This window comes from Thiocapsa rosea, assembly GCF_003634315.1.
In the GTDB taxonomy this organism is placed as follows: domain Bacteria; phylum Pseudomonadota; class Gammaproteobacteria; order Chromatiales; family Chromatiaceae; genus Thiocapsa; species Thiocapsa rosea.
Genome location: NZ_RBXL01000001.1, coordinates 2,764,817 through 2,781,462 on the forward strand (window position 1 = coordinate 2,764,817; position 16,646 = coordinate 2,781,462).

At 63.8% G+C, this 16,646-nt stretch carries 16 protein-coding genes; 9 read left to right on the forward strand and 7 right to left on the reverse strand.

Features of this window, described 5'->3' with window-relative positions; all coding sequences use genetic code 11:
• The first annotated feature begins 164 nt into the window (after nt 1-164).
• The 6 genes from BDD21_RS12280 (at nt 165) to BDD21_RS12305 (ending at nt 9,099) form a co-directional block, all read left to right on the forward strand.
• On the forward strand, nt 165-2,339 hold the full coding sequence (locus tag BDD21_RS12280) for an ABC transporter substrate-binding protein (RefSeq protein WP_120797410.1): 2,175 nt from the start codon (nt 165-167) through the stop codon (nt 2,337-2,339).
• Entirely contained in the window at nt 2,336-3,316 is a 981-nt protein-coding gene (locus BDD21_RS12285) for an ABC transporter permease (RefSeq protein WP_120797411.1), read from the forward strand. Before BDD21_RS12280 ends, BDD21_RS12285 begins: the two co-directional genes overlap by 4 nt.
• Nucleotides 3,313-4,731 carry an ABC transporter permease gene (locus tag BDD21_RS12290; protein WP_120797412.1) on the forward strand — a complete coding sequence of 473 codons (1,419 nt, stop codon included), beginning with the start codon at nt 3,313-3,315 and terminating at the stop codon, nt 4,729-4,731. The genes BDD21_RS12285 and BDD21_RS12290 overlap by 4 nt, the downstream gene beginning before the upstream one ends.
• A gap of 90 nt (nt 4,732-4,821) precedes the next feature.
• On the forward strand, nt 4,822-6,852 hold the full coding sequence (locus tag BDD21_RS12295) for an ABC transporter ATP-binding protein (protein WP_120799893.1): 2,031 nt from the start codon (nt 4,822-4,824) through the stop codon (nt 6,850-6,852).
• A gap of 90 nt (nt 6,853-6,942) precedes the next feature.
• On the forward strand, nt 6,943-8,286 hold the full coding sequence (locus BDD21_RS12300; protein WP_120797413.1) for an EAL domain-containing protein: 1,344 nt from the start codon (nt 6,943-6,945) through the stop codon (nt 8,284-8,286).
• A gap of 600 nt (nt 8,287-8,886) precedes the next feature.
• On the forward strand, nt 8,887-9,099 hold the full coding sequence (locus tag BDD21_RS12305; RefSeq protein WP_007193172.1) for a cold-shock protein: 213 nt from the start codon (nt 8,887-8,889) through the stop codon (nt 9,097-9,099).
• Nucleotides 9,100-9,294: 195 nt separating this feature from the next.
• On the opposite strand, the gene mobA is transcribed toward BDD21_RS12305, so the two are convergent.
• The 5 genes from mobA to BDD21_RS12330 form a co-directional block, all read right to left on the reverse strand.
• Nucleotides 9,295-9,909, reverse strand: coding sequence for a molybdenum cofactor guanylyltransferase MobA (gene mobA / locus BDD21_RS12310; RefSeq protein WP_120797414.1), 615 nt, complete (start codon nt 9,907-9,909; stop codon nt 9,295-9,297).
• A gap of 53 nt (nt 9,910-9,962) precedes the next feature.
• Nucleotides 9,963-10,391: a phosphate-starvation-inducible protein PsiE gene (locus tag BDD21_RS12315; protein ID WP_120797415.1), complete on the reverse strand. Its 429-nt coding sequence runs from the start codon at nt 10,389-10,391 to the stop codon at nt 9,963-9,965.
• Complete coding sequence (locus BDD21_RS12320) at nt 10,388-10,876, reverse strand: L,D-transpeptidase family protein (protein ID WP_120799894.1); 489 nt, start codon at nt 10,874-10,876, stop codon at nt 10,388-10,390. The genes BDD21_RS12315 and BDD21_RS12320 overlap by 4 nt, the downstream gene beginning before the upstream one ends.
• 85 nt (nt 10,877-10,961) lie before the next feature.
• Entirely contained in the window at nt 10,962-11,333 is a 372-nt protein-coding gene (locus BDD21_RS12325) for a DUF2237 family protein (protein WP_120797416.1), read from the reverse strand.
• A gap of 78 nt (nt 11,334-11,411) precedes the next feature.
• The gene (locus BDD21_RS12330) at nt 11,412-12,833 is read right to left on the reverse strand and encodes a transglycosylase SLT domain-containing protein (RefSeq protein ID WP_120797417.1); all 1,422 of its coding nucleotides are present in this window, start codon (nt 12,831-12,833) and stop codon (nt 11,412-11,414) included.
• Between the two features lie 179 nt (nt 12,834-13,012).
• Between BDD21_RS12330 and BDD21_RS12335 the strand changes: the two genes are divergently transcribed.
• The 3 genes from BDD21_RS12335 to dnaQ all read left to right on the forward strand — a co-directional run bounded on the left by BDD21_RS12335 (nt 13,013) and on the right by dnaQ (nt 15,107).
• Entirely contained in the window at nt 13,013-13,771 is a 759-nt protein-coding gene (locus BDD21_RS12335; RefSeq protein WP_120797418.1) for a class I SAM-dependent methyltransferase, read from the forward strand.
• The gene (rnhA, locus tag BDD21_RS12340) at nt 13,764-14,210 is read left to right on the forward strand and encodes a ribonuclease HI (RefSeq protein ID WP_120797419.1); all 447 of its coding nucleotides are present in this window, start codon (nt 13,764-13,766) and stop codon (nt 14,208-14,210) included. Before BDD21_RS12335 ends, rnhA begins: the two co-directional genes overlap by 8 nt.
• A gap of 174 nt (nt 14,211-14,384) precedes the next feature.
• A complete protein-coding gene (gene dnaQ / locus BDD21_RS12345) occupies nt 14,385-15,107 on the forward strand; it encodes a DNA polymerase III subunit epsilon (protein WP_120797420.1) in 723 nt (240 codons plus the stop codon).
• 86 nt (nt 15,108-15,193) lie between these two features.
• Here the strand turns inward: dnaQ and fnr are convergent, their stop codons facing one another.
• Complete coding sequence (fnr, locus tag BDD21_RS12350; RefSeq protein WP_120797421.1) at nt 15,194-15,952, reverse strand: fumarate/nitrate reduction transcriptional regulator Fnr; 759 nt, start codon at nt 15,950-15,952, stop codon at nt 15,194-15,196.
• Between the two features lie 160 nt (nt 15,953-16,112).
• Entirely contained in the window at nt 16,113-16,514 is a 402-nt protein-coding gene (locus BDD21_RS12355; protein ID WP_120797422.1) for a sulfur globule family protein, read from the reverse strand.
• Nucleotides 16,515-16,646: the final 132 nt, after the last annotated feature.

Below are 16,646 nucleotides of genomic sequence, written 5' to 3' on the forward strand. Positions count from 1 at the left end.
TCGTCGGTGCGATCGTCCGAAGATCGAGGTCCGCGCCGTCGCAGCTGCGACGTGCGACGTCTGCGCCTCGGCGCGAACACCTCGAGGCCGATGCAATCCCTCGTCTCACCCCCATTTGCGGGGCTAACATTACAGAAACTCGGTTATCGGTGAAAGGGTCAGGCGTGCGGTCAATCGAGCGGTTCGACATCCGGGGACGTTTTCTGTTTGGCCTGGCCGCCGTTCTGTTGGCGGGATGCGGCGAGGCGCCGTGGAACGACCCCTACCCGGCCGGCGAGGCGACGAGCAATCGGGTCTACAGCTCGTTCGCCGAGCGGCCCAAGCATCTGGACCCGGCGCGCTCCTACAGCGCCGACGAGTATGCCTTCCTCGCACAGATCTACGAGCCGCCGCTTCAGTACCATTTTCTGCTGCGTCCCTATCGCTTGGTGCCGCTCACGGCGCTTGAGGTTCCCGAGCCTGCTTATTTCGACATCGACGGCAACCCGCTCCCGCAGGATGCACCCGTCGAGTCGATCCATCGCAGCGATTATTTGATCCGCATCCAGCCCGGGATTCGCTATCAGCCCCACCCGGCGTTCGCCTCGGATGATGCCGGCCACTATCGCTATCACACGCTGAACGCCCGTGATCTGCGCGGAGTCAACCAACTCGGGGACTTCGAGCAGACCGGCACCCGCGAGCTGACGGCGGAGGACTATATCCACCAGATCAAGCGGCTGGCTGCACCCTGGGTCCATTCACCCATTGCGGGTGTGATGCAGAAGCACATCCTCGGGTTCGAAGACTACGCGGAGAGCCTTGTCGGGAGCGTCGAAACCGATCCGTTGCAGCGCGTAGCCAGACTCAAAGCGTCCGAGATCGCCGGTGTCGAGCGCGTCGATCCTTACAGCTATCGCATCAGTGTCAAGGGCAAGTATCCGCAGTTCGCCTACTGGCTCGCTATGCCCTTCTTTGCCCCCATGCCTTGGGAGGCGGAGGTCTTCTACGCCCAGCCGGGATTGCGCGAGCGCAACATCATGCTGGATTGGTACCCGGTCGGCACGGGGCCCTTCATGCTCGGCGAGAACAACCCGAATCTTCGGATGGTGCTTGCGCGCAACCCGAATTTCCGCGGCGAGCCTTATCCGAGCGAGGGCATGCCGGACGACGCGGCATCCGGGATCCTCGTCGACGCCGGCCGGCCGATGCCCTTCATCGAAGAGGCCGTCTACAGCCTCGAGAAGGAAAGCATTCCGCGCTGGAACAAGTTCCTGCAGGGCTTCTACGACAGCTCCGGGATCTCTTCCGATGCCTTCGACCAAGCCGTTCAGATCGACACCGGGGGCGAGCCTGTCCTCACCGATGCGATGCGCGAGCGCGGGATCACCCTGCTGACATCGGTCGAGCCGTCCGTCATGTACATGGGATTCAATATGCTTGATCCCGTGATCGGCGGGGACTCCGAGCGGGCGCGCCTCCTGCGCCGAGCCATCGCGATCGCGGTGGACTTCGAGGAGTTCATCTCCATCTTCACCAACGGACGCGGTCTGGCCGCGCAGGGCCCCATCCCGCCCGGCATCTTCGGCTACCGCGAGGGTGAGGCGGGGATCAACCCGTTCGTTTACGAATGGATCGGTGACCGGGCCGTGCGTCGGAGTCTCGACGAGGCCCGCGTCCTGATGGAGCAGGCCGGGTATCCGGGCGGTCGCGACCGGGAGACCGGGCGAGCGCTTACGATCAACTACGAGGCGATCGCGACCGGCCCCGACGACCGCGCCCGTCTGAACTGGATCCGCAAGCAGTTCGCGAAGCTCGGCATCGAGCTCGTGATCCGCTCGACCGACTACAACCGCTTTCAGGAGAAGATCCGCAACGGGACCGGTCAGGTCTTCATGTGGGGCTGGAACGCGGACTACCCGGACCCGGAGAACTTCCTCTTCCTGCTCTACGGGCCGAACGGCAAGGTCGAGCATCAAGGCGAGAACGCGTCGAACTATGCCAACCCGGAATTCGATCGTCTCTTCAATGCGATGCGCTTCATGGACGACGGCCCCGAGCGCCAAGCGGCAATCGACCGCATGGTCGAGATCGCGCGCATCGACGCGCCCTGGCTCTGGGGCTTCAACCCCAAGGCGTTCAGCCTGCACCATCAATGGATGTACAACGCCAGCCCGAACCAGATGGCGAACAATACGCTCAAGTATCGCCGGGTCGACCCCGAGCTGCGCGAGCGGCTGCGCCATGACTGGAACCCGCCGATCCTCTGGCCGCTCTGGGCGATCGGCGTGCTCGTCCTGGTGATCGTCCTGCCGGCACTCTGGCTGGTGTGGCGGCGGGAGCGGAGCACCGCGCTGTGACCGCCTACATCGTCCGCCGGCTGCTTTACGCCATCCCGATCCTGATCGGGGTCAACCTCATCACCTTCGTGCTCTTCTTCGTGGTCAATGCGCCCGACGACATGGCGCGGATGCATCTGGGCGAAAAACGGGTCACCGAGGAGGCGATCCAGACCTGGAAGCAGGAGCACGGTTACGATCGACCGCTGCTCTACAATCCGGAGGCCCCCGGCCTCGCGCGCTTCACCGACACCATCTTTTTCGAGAAGTCGATCCGCTTGTTCGTCTTCGACTTCGGCTCGTCCGACAACGGTCGGGATATCGGCTACGACATCTCCCAGCGCATGTGGCCGAGTCTGGCCATCGCCATCCCCGTGCTGCTGGTCGGACTCGCCTTCAACATCTCCTACGCGCTCTTCATCGTCTTTTTTCGCGCGACCTATGTGGACATCGGCAGCGTCGTCCTGCTGGTGGCCATGATGTCGATCTCGGGCCTTTTCTACATCATCGGCGGACAGTTTCTGCTCGGGAAGCTCTTTCACTTGGTACCCATCTCGGGTTACGACACGGGCGTGGAGGCATGGAAATTCCTGATCCTCCCTGTGATCGTGGGCGTGATCGGCGGGATCGGGGCCGGCACCCGCTGGTATCGCACCCTCTTTCTGGAGGAAATCTCCAAGGACTATGTTCGCACCGCAAGGGCCAAGGGCTTAAGCGAGCGGCGCGTCCTCTTCCGCCATGTCCTGCAAAATGCCTTGATCCCCATCCTGACCGGTGTCGTGGTGGTGCTGCCGCTGCTCTTTATGGGGAGTCTCATCACCGAATCCTTCTTCGGGATTCCGGGGCTCGGCAGCTACACGATCGACGCCATCAACAGCCAGGATTTCGCGATCGTGCGCTCGATGGTGTTCCTCGGGGCCGTGCTCTATATCGTCGGGCTGATCCTGACGGATATCTCGTACACGTTGGTGGATCCGCGGGTCAGGTTACAGCCATGAGCGTGATGCCGGTCGTGCTCTGGACCGACGGTCTGGTGTTTTTGTTGTTGGTGCTGATTGGTGCCTTCGTGCTCTATGCCTCGCGGCACGAGCATATGCGCGCACCCTGGCGGCGGGTGGTGCGCTCCCGGGTGGGCGTGGCGACCATCGTCGTGCTCGGGTTCTATGTGGTCGTCGGGCTGCTCGACACGGTGCATTTTCGGCTCGCGCTCGACCGGCAAGGCGACGACAGCGCGGAGATCCGCTATTCGCCCGAGGTCTTGAGTCTGCTCGACCTGGCGTTGAGCGGGCTACGCGAGCGTCAAGAGAAGACCTATTCGGCGCCCTTTGCCACCCATCTCTTCGTGAAGGAGGCGATCGAGCAGCCGGACGGGACCCTGGTGCGCGATTTTCCGCGGCTCGAATACGGTGGTGCGCATCTGGAGGATCCGGCGCGTCAGCGCGGCTTCGACATCGCCTGGCGCGCCGCGTGGGGTGCGCTGCAGGGCTTGGTCATCTGGGTCGTCCTGATCACAGGTATCCTTTGGCTGATCGCCCGCGCGCGCGGGGAGACGCCGGCGGCGACCCGCGCGGCCATTCTTGCGGGACGCACGCCGACCCCCTGGCGGACCGCCCTCGTGATGCTCGGCATCATGCTGGTGCTCAGCGCTGTAGCGGGCGAGCTGGCGCTCAAGTACCACGTCCTGGGAACCGACAAGGTCGGCGAGGATGTCTTCTATCAGACGCTCAAGAGCATCCGCACCGGGCTGCTGATCGGCACGCTCACCACCCTGGTGATGCTGCCCGCCGCGGTCTTGCTCGGCATCATGGCCGGCTATTTCAGGGGCTGGGTCGACGATGTCATCCAGTATCTCTACACCACGCTGAACTCCATCCCGGGCGTCCTCCTGATCGCCGCGGCCATCCTCTTGCTGCAGGTCTACATGAGCAACAATGCCGACGACTTCGCGAGCCTGGTCGAGCGCGCCGATCTGCGTCTGCTGTTCCTGGTACTGATCCTGGGCGTGACCAGTTGGACCGGTCTGTGCCGACTGTTGCGCGGAGAGGCCCTGAAGCTGCGTGAGGTCGACTATGTCCAGGCCTCCACCGCCTTGGGTGTCGGTCACTTCACCCTGATCGGCCGTCACATCCTGCCCAATGTCATGCACATCGTGCTGATCACTCTGGTGTTGGACTTCAGTGGGCTGGTGCTTGCCGAGGCCGTACTCTCCTACATCAACATCGGGGTGGACCCGACCATGAATTCGTGGGGGAACATGATCAACAGTGCACGGCTCGAGCTGGCGCGGGATCCGGTCGTCTGGTGGTCCCTGACCGCGGCCTTTGTCTTCATGTTCGCCTTGGTGCTCGCGGCGAACCTTTTTGCCGACGTGGTGCGCGATGCCTTCGACCCGAGGCTCAAGGGTGCACGCTGATCACGTCTGCGAGCACACTGTGTTTGCCGTGCGTGCGGTGCGTCCGTGCGGTTCAATCGCTCGTTTTGGAACGAAGAGGGTGAGCGTCTGATGTCGTCCGATGTGCTGCTCGAGGTCTCGGGGCTGACGACGCTGCTCGGGGATGCCGCGCGCCCGGTGCGGGTCGTCGACGGGATCGACCTGACCATTCGCCGTGGCGAGACCTTCGTGCTGCTCGGTGAATCCGGCTGCGGCAAGTCCATGACGGCGCTCTCGCTGATGCGGCTCCTGCCGCCGTCCGGACGGGTCACGGCGGGCGCGGTGCACTTGGCCGGAACCGACCTGCTGCGCCTGACCGAGGCCGAGATGCGCGGGGTCCGCGGCGGGCGTATGGCGATGATCTTCCAGGAGCCGCAAACCTCGCTCAACCCCGTGATGAGCGTCGGCGACCAGATCGCCGAGGCGGTCCGGGTTCACGAGGGCGGCTCGCGCGATCGCACTCCGGCGCGTGTCGTGGAGCTGATGCGCGCGGTCGGTATCCCGGATCCGGCCCGACGGGTCGAGGAATACCCGCATCAGCTCTCGGGCGGCATGAAGCAGCGCATCATGATCGCCATGGCCTTGGCAGGCGATCCGCAGCTCCTGATCGCCGACGAGCCGACCACCGCGCTGGATGTCACCATTCAGGCCCAAGTCCTGCGGTTGCTGAAGGATCTTCAGGCGAAGACCGGCATGGCCGTGCTCCTCATCACCCACGATCTCGGCGTGGTCGCCGAGACGGCGGACCGTTTGGCCGTGATGTATGCGGGCCAGATCCTGGAGACCGCGACGACCGAGGCGTTCTTCGCCGCGCCGGCGCATCCCTATAGCCGCCGCTTGATGGAGAGCCTGCCCGGCGCGGCCAAACGCAGTGCGCGTCTGGCCGTGATTCCGGGGCGCGTTCCGCATCTGGATCAGGCGTTCGTCGGATGTCGGTTCGCCGAGCGCTGTGATGCGGTCATGCCGCGGTGTCGTGATCAAGCGCCCGTCTGGCGCGACCTGGAGACCGGGCAGGGCGTGCGCTGTCACCTGTGGGACGAGGACGACGGGCAGCCCGAGGGCTTGACGCACGGGATCCGGGATCCGGTTGTTGTTCCGCCATCGGTCCCGGAGGCCCCGACGGATCCCGGCGCAGCCCTTTCCCCCATGCTGCAGGTCCGGGATCTCGAGGTCCACTTCCCGATCCACGACGGCGTCTTCCGGCGTGTCGTCGGGCAGGTGCGCGCCGTCGACGGCCTGACCTTCGACCTGACCCCGGGCCGCACCTTGGCCTTGGTCGGGGAGTCCGGCTGCGGCAAGACGACCGCCGGCAAGGGCATCCTGCAGCTGACGACGCCAACCGGCGGCTCGATCCGTTATCGGGGAGAGGAGCTGACGGGGCTAGGGCATCGCCGGATGCGTCCCTTCCGCAAGGATCTTCAGATCATCTTCCAGGACCCCTACGCGGCGATGAATCCGCGCATGTTGGTCGGCGATCTGATCGGCGAGGGCCTCCAGGCGCTCGGAATCGAGCGCAGTCGGGCGGGGCGGATGCGGCGCGTGGTCGAGCTGCTCGATCTGGTCGGCATGGACGCCGATGCCGTCGAGCGCTACCCGCACGAGTTCTCCGGCGGGCAGCGTCAGCGCATCTGTATCGCCCGCGCGCTCGCGGTCGAGCCCAAGCTCATCGTCTGCGACGAGCCGACCAGTGCGCTGGACGTCTCGGTCCAGGCTCAGATCCTCAACCTGCTGAAGGATCTTCAGGATCGTCTCGGGCTCGCCTATCTCTTCATCACCCACGACATCTCGGTGGTGGCCTATCTGGCGCATGAGGTGGCGGTCATGTATCTCGGGCGTGTCGTCGAGCGGGGGCGGGTCGATGAGGTCCTCGATGACCCGCGCCATCCCTATACGCGCGCGCTGCTCTCGGCGGTGCCCGTCATCGATCCGGAGAAGCGGCGCACGGTGATTCGTCTTGAAGGCGACATGCCCTCGCCGAGCAACCCGCCTTCGGGCTGCTACTTTCACCCGCGCTGCCCGGAGGCGGTTGCGGCCTGTGCGCAGTCGTATCCGCAGGAGACGCGTCTGAGCGAGACCCGTCTTGTCCATTGTCTGCGGGTCTGATGCGAACAGCGCCACCTCTTGTGTTGAAGGCCCGCGCGCCGTATGGTTTTGTTACTCCAGTTGGATCCGTGCGCGGCGAGTCCGTTCGCAATGAGCAAAGCGAAGCAAATCCTCTGCATCGACCCCGAACCCTCGGATCTTCGCATCGCAGCACTCCTCAACCGTAAGGGCATCGCGGTCGATCTGACCGAGGTCTCCACGCGCGAAAGCCTGCGCAGCGCCCTGGAGCGGCCGAATTGGTGGGATCTGATCTTGTGCGACGGCGAGAGCGTCGAGGGTCTCGGTGTGGAGGCCGCTATCCTGCCTTTTCGGGACGAGCTGGATGCCTCTTTGGTCCTTGTGAAGGCGGTCGAAAGTCCGTTGAGTGTGCAACAGGGTCATCGTCTCGGCGCCGCAGACTTGGTCGTGCGCGACGAGATCGAGCACCTTCTGGTGGTGTGCGAGCGCGAGCTGCAGAGCTGCGCCCTTCGCAAGGAGTTACGTGCTCTACGCCGCACGGCGGGGCTCCTCGATCAGGCTGCCCCGCGGTCGGTCGTGCTGGCGACGATCCATGACTTGAGTCGCAGTGCGCGCCCGGACAAGGAGGGTGTGCAGCGCAACGGCGCGGCGCTCGGCGCAAGCCCGGCTGACGATCAGACCCGTATCCGTGCGCTGATCGATGCAGGCGGGCTCACGCTCGAATTTCAACCGATCATCTCGCTGAGCACGCACGAAGAGCATCGAAGCATGTTCGAGACCTTGGTGCGTCTCAAGGACGACACCGGCAAACTGCTGATGCCCGCTGAATTTCTGCCCGTCCTGGCATCTGCCGGATGGATGACCAAGATCGACCTGTGGATCCTGCGCCGCGCCTTGGCGACGCTTCAGGAGATGCAGGAGGGCGGAGCGCAAGACGCGGTGCTGTTCATCAATGTCGCGACCGAGACCCTGAGCTCCGAGGAGACGGCGAAGGCGCTGGCAGCCTTTATCTCGGCCGCCCGCCTTGCGCGCGGCTCGATCGTCATCGAGGTGCGCAAGTCCGCCTTTACCGATGCGCGATTGGCCTTGGAGCGTTTTGCCCGGTCGCTGCAAGCCAAGAATCATGGCCTGTTGATCGAGGATGCCGGAGTGGATGACTGCGCCTTTCTCGCGGAGCACCGCGACCTCATCACGCATGTCAAGCTCGAGCGTAGCCTCACACAGGGGCTGGTCGAGCGGCGTGTTCCGCAGGATGCGGTGAACGCGCTGGTGCAGTGCGCGAAGAAGGAGGGCATGCGGGTCATCGCGTTGGCGGTCGACAACGCCGAGCTTCTGCCGATGCTGGCTGCCGCGGGTGTGGATGCGATTCAGGGGCATTTCGTCAGCATGCCTTATCAGAATCTCATGTACCCCAGCATTCAGCGTGTCGAGTCCAGCTCCGGTCCGGCCTGGCAGGGTCCCGAGCGGGTCGGTTGAGAGGTTCCGTGCGTGCGCAAATTTTTTTGCTCCGATGGCTGCAACGGGCGCGCATTTTCCGAATTTCGCGGTACACTAGGCGCAAGTGAAAGCCCCGCGCATGGAATTCGGGCCTGGTGCTTCGAATCGCTCGGCACCGTTTGAGGCCACCCCTGTGCGAGATCAAATCTCGAGATCAGACGATCGACCCCATTCCGACATCTGCTTTTTATTCCTGCCTCCTCTCCAATTCCGTGCCGATGAGCATCCGCCTTCCAGTAGAGGTTGTCGCGTCCGGTTCAGCGCATCGGGCAAGGCGCGAGTCGTGGCTGCGCCTCGAGCGAAGGGCGATCGGAACAGGGATGCCGTTCGGTATGGTGCGTTGCGGGAGCTGCACGGTGATTCGGGGTACGGCACGACAAGAAAAATCCGGTTAAGGCATGCTGCACGCGAACCATGGAACGCCCTTCGGTGACCGGGATCCGACGCATGATAAAGACTGAGTCAGATGGTCTTGATTCAGATTCCACTCAAGATCGAGTGGAGGACACACTAGCCTTATTGCAAGGCTGGGTTTAAGTAAAGCCAACTCAGGTTGGTCCGTTAAGTGATGAGGTTGATATGCCAGGTGAATTGGTTTCCGGGACGGTCAAGTGGTTCAATGACGAGAAGGGATATGGCTTCATTGAGCGCGAGGGCGGCAAAGACGTCTTTGTCCATCATAGTGCCATCAATGGATCGGGTCGTAAGACGTTGCTCGAGGGTCAACGCGTGACCATGGAAGTCACGCAAGGCCCCAAGGGGCCGCAGGCGGAGAACGTGACCCCCGACTGAGGTTGCGACACCACCCGGAGCTGAGCTGATAGGCACGATCCAACGCAGGCAAAGGTCTTCGTTGGATGCAGTCTGAGGCACCCGGCCCCCGTCGCACTGCTCTCAATGGGCTACGGCCCTTGAGAGCATTATGTTTCGTTGTGCTCTGTCCCGCTCGGCCCTATCCGGGGCACCGACTCTGCTGTCCCCGCCCTGTCACGTCGATGTCTTCAGCTGTGCTTCGAGTCGCGCGACGTCCTCCGCTGAATTGATGTTTGAAAACGCTTGTGGCCGATCGCTGAAGTCGGCTAGCGCAGGGCGATGTCGAACGATCCAATCCGCAACCTTTCGAGTGCCCGCCGCGAGATCGGCCGAGAGTTCCGGTTCGAGCGAGACCGGCATCAGGGCATAGACCGGGTGAATGCGGACCCCTTCGGTGACTGTTGCCAGAGAGGCATCGTCCGATGCCAACGCGGCGATGAGTCCGCGCGCGAGATCGGGCGGCAACAAAGGCCCGTCGCACGGAACGGTCAAGATCCAATCGGTTCGAGCGGCGCGCATGGCGCACAGCATCCCGGCTAAAGGTCCGTTGAATCCGGGTTCGGAGTCGGCGATCACGGGCACGCCGTATCCTGCATAGATCTCGCGATGACGGTTTGCGTTGATGAGCAGCGTGCCGACCTGTGGTGCGAGTGCATCAAGGATCCATTCGATCAGCGGGCGACCGGCGAACTCCACCAGCCCTTTGTCGACGCACCCCATGCGACGTCCGCGGCCACCGGCCAGGATGACCCCGGTGATCTCGCGTGGTGTCGGCGCAGTGCGCTTCATTCCGAGTCCGAATGCGGGTTCGCCTGAACGTTTCGCCCCGACTTGCGTCCCGATCAACCCGCATCCTCGTCCCGGCTCGAGGCGCTGTAGGGGAAGCGGACATGCCCGAAACGGATGAGGAGTACGGCGACGGCCAGAATCAGGATGGCGACCGAGGTGGCGATGATCGCGGTCTCGGTCATCTCCTTCATGTCGATGATCAGGTGGCGGGCGAGTGCAACCATTGCGATATAGAGCGGCATGCGGATCGGCAAGGCGCCGGATTGCAGGTAGATGCCGACCATCGTCAGCACCTCGAGATAGATGAAGAGCAGGAGAAGATCGCCGAGGCTGACCGCGCGGCGGCCGACCATCTCCGTGATCTCCTGGATACCGGCGATGAGCGTCGCGACGGCGATCACCACGAGACCGACCATCTCGACCCAGGAGAGGAGCCGCCCGCCGACCGACACGATGCGCGATTTCGATGGCTCTGGGTTCATGGCAAGATCTCGATCGACGTCCCGTCGACGGTGAGTGACCAGATCTCGTCGATCTCACGGTTGGAGACGGCGATGCAGCCAAGCGTCCAATCATCCTCGATCCGCGTCGAGCGGTTTTTTCCGTTCGGTTGGCCGTGGATCAAGATCATCCCTCCGGGCGGTTCTCCGCGACGCTCGGCTCGCCATCGGTCGCCGGGGCTTGGATAGGAGATGTGCAGCGCCTTATAAAACCGGCTGCGGTCGTTCCGCCGGTCGAGCAGGTAGCGTCCTTCGGGGGTGCGGCCGTCGCCCTCGCGTGTCTTGTGCCCGATCGGCTGAAACCCGAGCGCGATCTCATAGCTCCGCAAGGTTCGGTCGCCCTGCATCAGGTAGAGGCGACGCTCGGCCTTCTTGACGACCAACCGGTCTGCCTTGCCCGGGGGGGCACGATGGGACGGTGCGTGGGTTGGGGGCGCGCTCGGATCCGCGATCGGGAGGTACGACATCGCCGGTGCGGGCGCCGAACCCATCGACAGCACTGCGGCGATGATCAAGGCATGGCCTGGTGCGCGACCAGATCTCGCCCTTGCCTCACGACAGGTCGAAGGCATGCGATTTGAGGTCGGCGAGACTGACGACCTCAAGTGCGCGCTCGTGGGTCGCCCTCAGGACGACGCGCGGGGCTGCGCCGGCTTCGAGGGCCTCTTGCCACCGCGCGGCACAGAGGCACCAGCGATCACCCGGTTTGAGGCCGGGGAAGCCGTATTCGGGTTGAGGGGTCACGAGGTCGTTGCCGCGGGCGAGGCTCAGGGCGAGGAATTCGCGGGTCATGCGCGCGCAGACCGTATGGGATCCCAGGTCCTGCGGGCCGGTCTCGCAGTCGCCGCTGCGCGTGAAGCCGGTCAAGGGATCGGTCGAGCAGGGCTCGAGGGGCTCACCCAAGACATTCTTGTGATTCGACATCGAAACTGCCCCCTTCGGAAGTGCCTTTAAAAGCGCTGACGCGCTTCGCCGAAGTGTACCAGCCGAATGAGTCAGCTGTCAGGAGGTCGGAGCCCGCCCCGGCGGATAGATGAGGATCAGGTCGCCCGGATTCAGCCGCGTCTCGGCGAGCCGATTCCAACGCTGGAGATCCTTGACGCTGACCCCGTAGCGCTTGGCCAGTGTCTTGATCGAATCGCCTTTGGTGACCAAGTGCGTGATCAAGGCGGAGTCATCGGTCGCCTGGACCTTGAGTGTTTGACCCGAGAGCAGCGGCTCGCGAACGGAGATGCCGTTCAGCTCCGCGAGTGCGCGCGGCTCGATACCGTTCGCGCGCGCGATCGAGGCGATGGTCTCGCCACCCTTCACCACATGGATCTTATGGCGCTCGGCACGCGCGAGCGTCGAGCGGGTTGCGGCACTGGATCGGGACTGGGCCGCAGAGGCCCTGGCCGGCATGATCTGGACCTGGCCCATCTTCTTGCCGATCCGCTGCCCGGTCCCGGCCGGCACCAGAATATGGCCGGGGCCGTCGGGAGCCGTCCGTCCGAGCTTGAGTGCGGGGTTGAGACGCTGCAGCTCGTAGAGCTGCACGCCGGTCGCCGAGGCAACCCGGTTCAGATCGACCGGCTGCTGCGTGCGAACCACCTCGAGCTGGGGACGATCCGGCACCGGCGGAAGGTTGAGGCCGTAGCGGGTGGGTGCGGCGACCAGGCGCGCGGTGGCGAGGATCTGCGGCACATACTGTTTGGTTTCGTTCGGAAGGTTGTTGAGCGACCAGTAGTCGGTCGGCTTGCCGCTGCGGCGATTGGCGGCCTGTGCGGCGGCCACGCGACCCGGACCGCAGTTGTACGCAGCCATGGCGAGCGCCCAGTCGCCGTCGAAGCGTCGGTTGAGCTGCTCGAGATAGTCGAGTGCCGCGCCGGTGGAGGCCAGCGGGTCGCGTCGGCCGTCGTACCAGGCATCTTGTCTCAAGCCCATCTCGAGCCCGGTGTAAGGCATGAACTGCCAGATCCCGGCGGCCGCCTTCGGCGACGTGGCCACCGGATTGAAGCGACTTTCGACATGAGGCAGGAAGGCGAGCTCCATCGGCAGTCCGCGCCGCTCGATCTCGGTGACGATCATATGCAGATAGGGCATCCCTTGCTGGGACATCCTGGAGAGATACTGGGGGTCTCGGCGGAAGCGCTCCACCGTGCTGTCGATGCGTGCGTCTGCGTGGAGATCCAGGCTCATCCCGGTACGGACACGGTTCCAAAGGTCACCGCGCGGATCCGCACGCCCGGCGGTGTATCTTTCCATGACCACGACATCCGTGGCCGGTCGGACGAAGCCGTATTCGCGAGCGGACACCATGCCTGAGTAGCCGGAGTCTCCGAAGTCGTTATCGACCATGCGGGTCTCCGTCGCGCATCCGTTCAAGAGCAGCGATAGAACGCCGAGCGCGCCGAGCGAGCGCGCAAAACGTGCGGCATCAGGCATGTTTCCCCCCTAGGAATTCCCGGTAAGTGATTGTTTAATTGAGTTTTCCAGGAATTAGGAAAGCATCATACCCAAAGCCGGCCGTTAATTCCAGATCCGGTCGCAGGAAATTCCGCTCGACGTCCGCACGACAGTGCGCTCAATCACGGTTAACATGCGGCTCTTGAAGAGGCATCGGCATGACTGTGCGCAAGGACCCGGGTTCACCCCTGGCAGAACTACAAGACTGGTACCGGTCGCCGCTCGGAGCCGAGGTGGCGGCGCTCGAGAGCGCGTGCGTTCAGCGGCTGCTGAGCGACACCTTTGGCTATTACCTGGTCCAGATCGGCGTGACCGAGAGCTTTCGAGACGCGATGGCCTCGAGCCGGATCCGCCATCGTATCCTGATGCCCTGCGAGCAGCCCTCCGGTCACGCTGGGCGCGAGATCGTCGGATTGCCGAGCCGCCTGCCGCTAGCGAGCGATTCGATCGACGCACTCCTGCTGCCGCATACCCTGGATTTCTCGCCCGATCCCCAAGCGGTGCTGCGCGAGGTCGAGCGCGTTCTGATCCCGGAGGGGCGGGTGATCGTGCTGGGCTTCAACGCACTCAGTGCCTGGGGCCTCTGGTCGCTGCTGCACGGCTCCGGTACGCAGGTCCCTTGGTGCGGGCGTTTCCGCACTGCTTATCAAATCGAGGATTGGTTGTCCGTGTTGGGTTTCGATATCGAGCTTCGCGAGCACATCATGTTTCGGCCGCCGTTCCGGCGCGCCTTGGGGCCGAGCTGTGCGGCATTCGACACCTTGGGTCGGCGCCTCTGGCCGATCCTGGGTGGTGTCTATTTGATCCGGGCCGTCAAACGCGTGGCGACCTTGACGCCGCTGCGCCCGGCTTGGGGGCGGTCGCTGTTGCGCGGCGGTGCTGCTGAGCCGACGACACGCAGGGCCGGTCATGCCTGATTGCGTGCGCGCCTATACCGACGGTGCCTGCAAGGGCAATCCGGGACCCGGGGGGTGGGGTGTCCTGCTGCGATGGGGGGAGGTCGAAAAGGAACTCTGCGGCGGCGAGCGCGCGACCACCAACAACCGCATGGAGCTGATGGCGGTCATCATGGCGCTGGAGGCCATGAAGCGTCCGACCTGTCTAGAGATCGTCACCGACTCTCAATACGTCAAGCGCGGTGTCGAGGAATGGATGCCGCGTTGGAAACGCAACGGCTGGCAGACGGCCGATCGTAAGCCGGTCAAGAATCGCGACCTCTGGGAACGTCTGGATTGCGCCATCGGCGCTCATCAGGTGCGTTGGAAGTGGGTCAAGGGCCACGCCGGTCATGCCGAGAACGAGCGTGCGGATAAGCTGGCGAATCGCGGGATCGGGGCTGAATCGCGTCCGGCATGACATGCGCGGTTTTCGCGTCGACTCAGCGTCGCGTGATTCGGATTGCGTCGGCGCAGACGCGATTCAGATGTTCAAATTTTCCTTTTTTAAACCGCGTCAGGTCCGAGGCATTTGGAGTCCGCGGGGACTCGCTTGCCTGCAACCCGGCGGGTTTCATTCTGGACGCGGTTTATAATGAGACAGATCGTGCTCGATACCGAGACCACGGGTCTCGATCCACAGGCTGGCCATCGCATCATCGAGATCGGCTGTGTCGAGCTGATCGACCGGCGCCTGACCGGAAACAACTTCCATCGCTATCTTCAGCCGGATCGGCAGATCGATGCGGGCGCTTCCGACGTGCACGGGATCACCAACGCCTTTCTCGCCGATAAGCCGCGCTTCGCCGAGATTGCCGAGGGCTTTCTGGACTACGTGGAAGGGGCCGAGCTGATCATCCACAACGCGGCCTTCGATCTCGGGTTTCTCGATCGCGAGATTGCCGGCTGGAACGCCGAAGCACCGCGGATCCCGGACCTGTGCGAGGTGACGGACACGCTGCTCATGGCTCGGCGCATCCATCCGGGGCAGCGCAACAGCCTCGATGCCTTGTGCAAGCGCTACGGCGTGGATCATCGCCATCGCGACCTGCACGGCGCTCTGCTCGATGCCGAGATCCTGGCGGATGTCTATCTCGCCATGACCGGCGGGCAGGTGGCCTTGAGTCTCGGGGAGGAGGTCGCGACGCCGTCTCATGCAGGGCCGGACGCTCGGCAGCGCGGCCGACTGGATCCGAGTCGGCCCAGACTTCGCGTGATTCGAGCCGACCAAGCAGCGCTCGACGCACACGCCGAGCGCCTCATGGCCATCCAGGCCGCGAGTGCCGAGGGTTGTCTTTGGCTTCGCGTGGAAGGATGACGCCTAAACTGCGCCGACTCCGGGGTGCTTGGTCGCTCCGGGGCCGATCCAATACGACCGATATCTCACATCTCACCGGGCGCAGTTTAGCTCTGCTGCTGTTGGCGCCGATTCTGCCCGGCGCCGCCCACCAGCGACTCCAGCATGCCCACGTCGAGCAATTGGATGTGCTTGCGGTCGACATTCATCAGGCCGTCGTCTTGGAAGCGCGTGAAGAGTCGGCTGACGGTCTCGACGGCGAGCCCCAGATAATTGCCGATCTCATGCCGGGACATGCTCAGATAGAAGTCCGTCGCGGACAGCCCGCGTTTGTGCAGACGCTTCGACAAGCTGAGCAGGAAGGCGGCGAGCCGCTCTTCGGCATTCTTCTTGCCGAGCAGCAAGAGCATATCCGTGTCGTGTCCGATCTCTTTGCTGAGCAGTCGGAACATCTGATGCTGCAGGCTGGGGATGGTTGCGGTCAGCTCTTCGAGCCGCGTAAACGGGAGCTCGCAGATGGCGGATGTCTCAAGCACCTTTGCCGAGCAGGCGTGGATGTCCTTGTCGATGGCATCCAGTCCGATGACCTCGCCGGGGAGATGAAAGCCCAGCACCTGCTCGCCGCCCTCGGGGCTGGGTGCGAAGGTCTTCACCGAGCCGGTCTTCACGACGTAGAGCGAGCGAAATCGGTCTCCGTCGCGAAACAGGAAATCACCCCGGTGGAGCGGACGCGTGCGTTTGACGATCTCGTCGAGTCGCTCGACATCATCCGGTGCAAGGCCCATGGGCAAGCAAAGCGACGACAGGGAACAGTTCCTGCAGGCGATGCGAATAGTCTCCAGCGAGATGACTTTATGGTGGCTCACGGCATCGCCCCTCGATCTTCGGTCGACAGATTTTGAACCGTCGCTTGATCTGGATCAAGCGAAGATTATCTTCTTGTCATCCGGTCGACCTCGACGCGTAAAAAAGGCCGCGCCCTCGCGGGCGCGGCCTTGACGCGAGCCTACCGAATCTGCGTATGGCTTACTTCGCTTCGCCGGTCGCGGGGGCAGCGGGCGCGGCGTATGGAGCGGCATAAGGCACGCCGTAGAAGGGTGCGCCGTAACCGGGATAGCCATAACCGTACCCGGGGTAACCGTAGCCGTACCCCGGATAGCCGTAACCGCGTCCGTAACCGCTTCCGTAGCCACGACCGCGGCCGTAACCGCGGCCGCCGCCGCTCATGTTCATGTTGAAGTCACCCCATCCGTCGCCGAGCATATCGCCGAACATGTCGCCGAGGCCGGAGCCGTAGCCGGGTCCGTAACCACCGTAGCCAGGGCCACCCCAACCCGGTCCACCCCACCAGGCTTGCGCCGGGCTCACGGCGAAGGCGGCGGCCGCTGCGATGGCGGCTGCACTCATCAATTTTGCTGACTGACGCATTGTTGACGCTCCTGTGTTTCTGCTCATCTTCTTAGGTCAAACATCGATCAAGGCCGCTGCGTCGGCGCCCGATCTTATCGAGCGCCTGCAAAGCCGAGAAGGTGTGTTTCGTCCTTTGCGAAACCAACCCGA

What these genes read in the sequence shown, in the direction of transcription:
- BDD21_RS12320 (WP_120799894.1), bottom strand. Translation starts at nt 10,876, where the DNA reads ATGTCGTACCTCCCGATCGCGGATCCGAGCGCGCCCCCAACCCACGCA.
- BDD21_RS12335 (WP_120797418.1), top strand. Translation starts at nt 13,013, where the DNA reads ATGACTGTGCGCAAGGACCCGGGTTCACCCCTGGCAGAACTACAAGAC.
- BDD21_RS12325 (WP_120797416.1), bottom strand. Translation starts at nt 11,333, where the DNA reads ATGTCGAATCACAAGAATGTCTTGGGTGAGCCCCTCGAGCCCTGCTCG.
- BDD21_RS12330 (WP_120797417.1), bottom strand. Translation starts at nt 12,833, where the DNA reads ATGCCTGATGCCGCACGTTTTGCGCGCTCGCTCGGCGCGCTCGGCGTT.
- BDD21_RS12355 (WP_120797422.1), bottom strand. Translation starts at nt 16,514, where the DNA reads ATGCGTCAGTCAGCAAAATTGATGAGTGCAGCCGCCATCGCAGCGGCC.
- BDD21_RS12305 (WP_007193172.1), top strand. Translation starts at nt 8,887, where the DNA reads ATGCCAGGTGAATTGGTTTCCGGGACGGTCAAGTGGTTCAATGACGAG.
- dnaQ (WP_120797420.1), top strand. Translation starts at nt 14,385, where the DNA reads ATGAGACAGATCGTGCTCGATACCGAGACCACGGGTCTCGATCCACAG.
- BDD21_RS12315 (WP_120797415.1), bottom strand. Translation starts at nt 10,391, where the DNA reads ATGAACCCAGAGCCATCGAAATCGCGCATCGTGTCGGTCGGCGGGCGG.
- rnhA (WP_120797419.1), top strand. Translation starts at nt 13,764, where the DNA reads ATGCCTGATTGCGTGCGCGCCTATACCGACGGTGCCTGCAAGGGCAAT.
- mobA (WP_120797414.1), bottom strand. Translation starts at nt 9,909, where the DNA reads ATGAAGCGCACTGCGCCGACACCACGCGAGATCACCGGGGTCATCCTG.
- BDD21_RS12290 (WP_120797412.1), top strand. Translation starts at nt 3,313, where the DNA reads ATGAGCGTGATGCCGGTCGTGCTCTGGACCGACGGTCTGGTGTTTTTG.
- BDD21_RS12295 (WP_120799893.1), top strand. Translation starts at nt 4,822, where the DNA reads ATGTCGTCCGATGTGCTGCTCGAGGTCTCGGGGCTGACGACGCTGCTC.
- BDD21_RS12300 (WP_120797413.1), top strand. Translation starts at nt 6,943, where the DNA reads ATGAGCAAAGCGAAGCAAATCCTCTGCATCGACCCCGAACCCTCGGAT.